Annotated in this window: 8 protein-coding genes and 1 pseudogene; all 9 read right to left on the bottom strand. The window is 39.8% G+C overall.

Annotation, left to right across the window (positions count from 1 at the left end; translation table 11 throughout):
• Positions 1-110 (bottom strand): annotated as a pseudogene (locus tag PX481_RS30205) (Uma2 family endonuclease); the annotation flags it as partial.
• Positions 111-375: 265 nt separating this feature from the next.
• On the bottom strand, positions 376-1,305 hold the full coding sequence (locus PX481_RS19470; protein WP_004266759.1) for a lysylphosphatidylglycerol synthase transmembrane domain-containing protein: 930 nt from the start codon (positions 1,303-1,305) through the stop codon (positions 376-378).
• Positions 1,298-1,756 carry a DUF29 domain-containing protein gene (locus tag PX481_RS19465; protein WP_288095538.1) on the bottom strand — a complete coding sequence of 153 codons (459 nt, stop codon included), beginning with the start codon at positions 1,754-1,756 and terminating at the stop codon, positions 1,298-1,300. The genes PX481_RS19470 and PX481_RS19465 overlap by 8 nt, the downstream gene beginning before the upstream one ends.
• An 11-nt stretch (positions 1,757-1,767) precedes the next feature.
• Positions 1,768-2,223, bottom strand: coding sequence for a DUF29 domain-containing protein (locus PX481_RS19460; protein WP_147072336.1), 456 nt, complete (start codon positions 2,221-2,223; stop codon positions 1,768-1,770).
• An 11-nt stretch (positions 2,224-2,234) separates the two neighbouring features.
• The gene (locus tag PX481_RS19455; RefSeq protein ID WP_004266761.1) at positions 2,235-2,690 is read right to left on the bottom strand and encodes a DUF29 domain-containing protein; all 456 of its coding nucleotides are present in this window, start codon (positions 2,688-2,690) and stop codon (positions 2,235-2,237) included.
• Between the two features lie 11 nt (positions 2,691-2,701).
• Positions 2,702-3,157, bottom strand: a complete 456-nt coding sequence (locus tag PX481_RS19450) for a DUF29 domain-containing protein (RefSeq protein ID WP_288095535.1) — start codon at positions 3,155-3,157, stop codon at positions 2,702-2,704.
• 12 nt (positions 3,158-3,169) lie between these two features.
• Positions 3,170-3,625 (bottom strand): DUF29 domain-containing protein, encoded by a 456-nt coding sequence (locus tag PX481_RS19445; protein WP_149986180.1) that lies wholly within the window; start codon positions 3,623-3,625, stop codon positions 3,170-3,172.
• Positions 3,626-3,697: 72 nt separating this feature from the next.
• On the bottom strand, positions 3,698-3,799 hold the full coding sequence (petL, locus tag PX481_RS19440) for a cytochrome b6-f complex subunit PetL (protein ID WP_002791324.1): 102 nt from the start codon (positions 3,797-3,799) through the stop codon (positions 3,698-3,700).
• 45 nt (positions 3,800-3,844) lie between these two features.
• Positions 3,845-5,024, bottom strand: a 1,180-nt coding sequence (gene radA, locus PX481_RS19435; RefSeq protein ID WP_288095532.1) for a DNA repair protein RadA, incomplete at its 5' end; no start/stop codon positions are given.

Genomic DNA, 5,024 nt, shown 5'->3' with positions numbered 1-5,024 from the left:
TCATCAAAAATTAAGTCTGTGGGGGGTGGGGGGGGTTCCCAGAAGTCCTCGAAATCTTCTTCTATCAGTGCCGGAGAGGTGGCAGTTTCGTCGCTTTTGGCAATCGTCATTTTTTCGGCCTCTCTAGGTGGGAGTATCCATGTTTTTGCTGATTATTGATCCTATGTTACATCAGAATTTAGGAGTCAGTCCCGATGAAAAATTTTTCACCCCCACAGATGAAAGAGGTTTCCTTCCCTACACCCCACACCCCACACCCTCTTTCAAGTCAGGAGATAGATAGGAGTTGAGAAAATTATCTTCGCTTAACAATGATCAAAACTTTTCTTCTGGGTGCGTTACATTGGGCTAACACACCCGAATAATATTCTTAAGCTAACTAAAAAACTTGGCTTTATCTTTAACTAATTTTGTCCCGATTCCGGCGGCAATGACTTCGGAGAGAATGCTAATTAAACGATAGATAGCAACGGTGATAAGTACGTTAGCGGCGGGAAAGTTTTCTGTGTCTAAAAGTGCGATTGCTGTGGCTTCAAAAACTCCTAATCCCCCCGGCGCTCCGGGGACAACTAAACCCAATAACCAAGCAAAACTAAAGGTTCCTAAGAGGGGTAAAATCTGAGCGGGGGTAATCATTTTTAACACCATCCAAGCTAAAATAAAACCCGCACCGCGCCACAATAAAAATCCAGTTTCACCCAAGAGAGGGACGAGAGGATATTTAGTTAGATAAACAGGTTCTTGAGCAATCTTTTTCTTTTGGCTGAGGATTTTCAGAGGATAATTTAAAAATTTGGGATGAATGCCGATTAAAATTAATCCTAAAACTAATATCTGTATCCCTAGACTTGAGCTAGATTTCATCCAACCTAAACCACTACCAATAACTGCTATGGCTAAGGCTGCACACACCAGCAATAAAAGTTCTAATAAAACGCTTAAACTAGCGGTTCCCCAATCACTTCCTGCTTTATTAATTGCCACAATGCGAGCATAAAAGTGGCCGATATTACCGGGTAGATATTTTCCTAAATTGGTAATCATATAGATGCCAATTCCTGTGGAGGTTTTAATCGGTTGTTGATAGCTTTTGAGTATCCATGTCCACACCCATCCTGCCCAAATTTGAGCGATAACGGTGGTTACAAGTGCCAAGAAAAGAAATAACCAACCATGATTTTCAATTCTAACTGAGGTGACGTTATCCCAGTTATTTTTAAGGTTACTGAGAACAAAAAATAAGGTTCCCCCAATAATCAGCCAACGTAGAAACTTTTTCAGCATTTCATTTTTTCCTTTATTCATTTTCTGGGGGGAACCAATCGAGATCAAGAAGATTTTCTAAACTGTAGGGACATTCCCCAGGAAAACTAACTTGATTATCGGTTTTTTCTCTAACATAATTTAAAGCTTTCTGGTAAATACGAGGTAATTCTTGAGTGAGATAATTGCGGAGATTAGTAGTTAAATAAGTGTCGATCTGGTTTTTGAAATTGACGATTTCTGAACGCCAATGACTACGATTATATTCTCTTTCACTTCTCCAAAATTGCAGTAACAAAGCATGACGAATAATTTGCTGTAAAAAACTGGCAACACGAAACTTTTTTTCGTTTCCCAAGTCTTCTAATTCCTCGATTAAGTTTTCTAAGTCTAAAGCGTCAAATCTCTTCGCTTTTAAGAGTTCGATAGTTTCTTCCAACCAGAGAGAATCGTCAATCTCGTAGAGAGTTTTTAAGTCGGGAATAACAGTCATTATCGTCTCCTTTATTCGTAAGGTGGTAGCCAATTAGGATCGAGAAGTTCTTCTAAACTGTAGGGACAAGTATTAGGGAAAGTAACTTGATTTGTTGTCTTTTTTCTCACATAACGGATTGCCTTCTGATAAATATTATCAAATTCTTGTTCTAAATATTTCCGTAAACTTGCCGTTAGGTAGGTATTTAATTGATCTTGAAAATTTACCAGTTCTGATTCCCAATGACTTTGATTATATTCTCTTTCCCTTGTCCAAAATTGCAGTAACAAAGCATGACGAATAATTTGCTGTAAAAAACTAGCAACACGAAACTTTTTTTCGTTACCCAAATCTTCTAACTCCTCGATTAAATTATCTAAATCTAAAGCGTCAAATCTCTTCGCTTTTAAGAGTTCGATAGTTTCTTCCAACCAGAGGGAATCATCAATTTCGTAGAGAGTTTTTAAGTCGGGAATAACAGTCATTATCATCTCCTTTATTCGTATGGTGGTAGCCAATTAGGATCGAGAAGTTCTTCTAAACTGTAGGGACAAGTATTAGGGAAAGTAACTTTATTTTTTGTCTTTTTCCGCACCAAGAAAACTGCATCTTCATAAATATTAGTTAATTCATTTTGTAAATAATTACGGAGATTGGTGGTTAAGCGTCTTTTTAGCTGAATTTGAAAGTTGACTATTTCTAACTCCCAGTGATCCTGATTATATGCTCTTTCCTCTGTCCAAAACTGTAGGAGTAAACAATGTCTAATAATTTGCTGTAAAAAACTAGCAACACGAAACTTTTTTTCGTTACCCAAATCTTCTAATTCCTCGATTAAGTTTTCTAAATCTAAAGCGTCAAATCTCTTCGCTTTTAAGAGTTCGATAGTTTCTTCCAACCAGAGGGAATCATCAATCTCGTAGAGAGTTTTTAAGTCGGGAATAACAGTCATTATCATCTCCTTTATTCGTAAGGTGGTAGCCAATTAGGATCGAGAAGTTCTTCTAAACTGTAGGGACAAATATCAGGAAAGTTGACTTTATTATCGGTTTTTTGACGAACATATCGCACGGACTCAAAGTAAATTTGCTCAAATTCCTGTTCTAGATATTTGCGAAGATTTGTAGTTAAATAGCGCTTTAACTGATATTGAAAACTGACTATCTCTGCTTGCCAATGAGCTTGATTATATTTTCTTTCACTTGTCCAAAATTGTAATAATAAACAATGTCTAATAATTTGCTGTAAAAAACTAGCAATACGAAACTTCTTATCGTTTCCCAACTCTTCTAACTCCTCGATCAAGTTTTCTAAATCTAAAGCGTCAAATTTTTTCGCCTTGAGCAGTTCAATGGTTTCTTCTAACCAGAGAGAATCATCAATTTCGTAGAGAGTTTTTAAGTCGGGAATAACAGTCATTTTTTATCTCCTTTATTTGTAAGGTGGTAGCCAATTAGGAGCGAGCAGTTCTTCTAAACTGTAGGGACAAGTATCGGGAAAGTTGACTTTATTATCGGTTTTTTGACGAAGATAGCGAAGGGCTTTTTCATAAATAGTTGCCAAATTATGTTCTAGATAATTTCTTAAATTAGTCGTCAAATAAGTATTAAGTTCATCTTTAAAATTGATAATTTCTGAACGCCAATGAGCCTGATTATATTCTCTTTCACTTGTCCAAAATTGTAATAATAAACAATGTCTAATAATTTGCTGTAAAAAACTAGCAACACGAAACTTTTTCTCGTTTCCCAAGTCTTCTAACTCCTCGAGCAAGTTTTCTAAGTCTAGCGCTTCAAAATTTTTAGCCTTGAGCAGTTCGATAGTTTCTTCTAACCAGAGAGAATCATCAATTTCGTAGAGAGTTTTTAAGTCTAGAATAACAGTCATTTTTTATCTCCCCTAGAATTGGCAATAGTGACCAGTTAAACCGATCACTAAAGCTTTTTTACTGTTTATATACTAGATAATTTTAGCGGCGCGCAGACCGAAAAAGAGACCGAGGGCAATTCCGGTAAAAACGATCAGATAACCCGCCAAAGCAGCAACAGCTAACACAGACATGGTGAAAATCTCCCAAGTAATTTAATCTTTTTTAGCATTGTACCGTTATTCTTGCCCTTCCCCTTCCTCGTCTTCTATATCTTCCCCAAAGCGCTGCTGGGGGGGGATTGCGGCGACAATTGCCTCGATTACCTTGCCGACTGGAACAATTTCTAAGCCCACATCTTCGGGATAAACTTGACCTCTAGGGACAATCGCCCGTTTAAAGCCCAATTTAGCCGCTTCTTTTAATCTTAGTTCCATTTGCGACACTAAGCGGACTTGTCCGCCTAATCCCACTTCCCCGATTAAGACTGTGCGCGGATCCACGACTCGATCGCGAAAACTGGCGACAACAGCGATCGCAACTCCCAGATCCGCCGCCGGTTCTTCCACTCCCAACCCTCCTGCGGAGGCAACATAGGCATCTAATTTCGATAAAGGAATGCCGACGCGCTTTTCTAAAACGGCGAGAATTTGCTGTAATCGGTTGTATTCTATGCCCGTGGTCGATCTTCGCGGGGAAGCGTAGCTGGTGGGGCTAACTAATGCCTGTAACTCCACCACAATCGGGCGTGTACCTTCACAGGCTACCACCGTCGCCGTACCGGGGGAAAATTCGTCGCGATTGCCTAAAAACAATTCTGAGGGGTTTTCCACTTCCACCAAACCGTGATCCACCATCTCGAAAATACCGATCTCATGGGTTGCCCCAAAACGGTTTTTCACGGATCTTAAGAGACGATGGGAAGCATAGCGATCGCCTTCAAAATATAACACCGTATCGACCAAATGTTCCAAAACTCGCGGACCAGCGATCGCCCCTTCTTTAGTCACATGACCGACAATTAGTAAAGTAATATTCTCCCGTTTTGCCACCTGCATCAAGGCGGAGGTACATTCGCGAACTTGGGCGACGGATCCCGGTGCGGAAGTTAACGCCCCAAAATAAAGAGTTTGAATACTGTCAATTACCGCCACCTGTGGGCGTAGAGATTCTAATTCTCGCAAAATTTCCTCTAAATCGGTTTCTGGCAGAACATAGAGATGATTATCGAGTTCTGCGGTTGATTCAGAGGTTTTGTTCTCCTTGCCATTGCCGTTATTTTCCGACTCCACGGGAACCACTCCCACCCCCAAACGGGCAGCCCGCAGTTTAATCTGTTGTCCCGATTCTTCGGCGGAAACGTAGAGGATGCGCGGTAATCTTTGGGCGAGTTGGTTGGTAACTTGCAGTAAAAGCGTT

It is taken from the genome of Microcystis sp. M53603_WE2 (assembly GCF_030065435.1).
The sequence above is the reverse complement of the archived record's forward strand: the minus strand, read 5'-3'. Positions and strand labels throughout refer to the sequence as shown.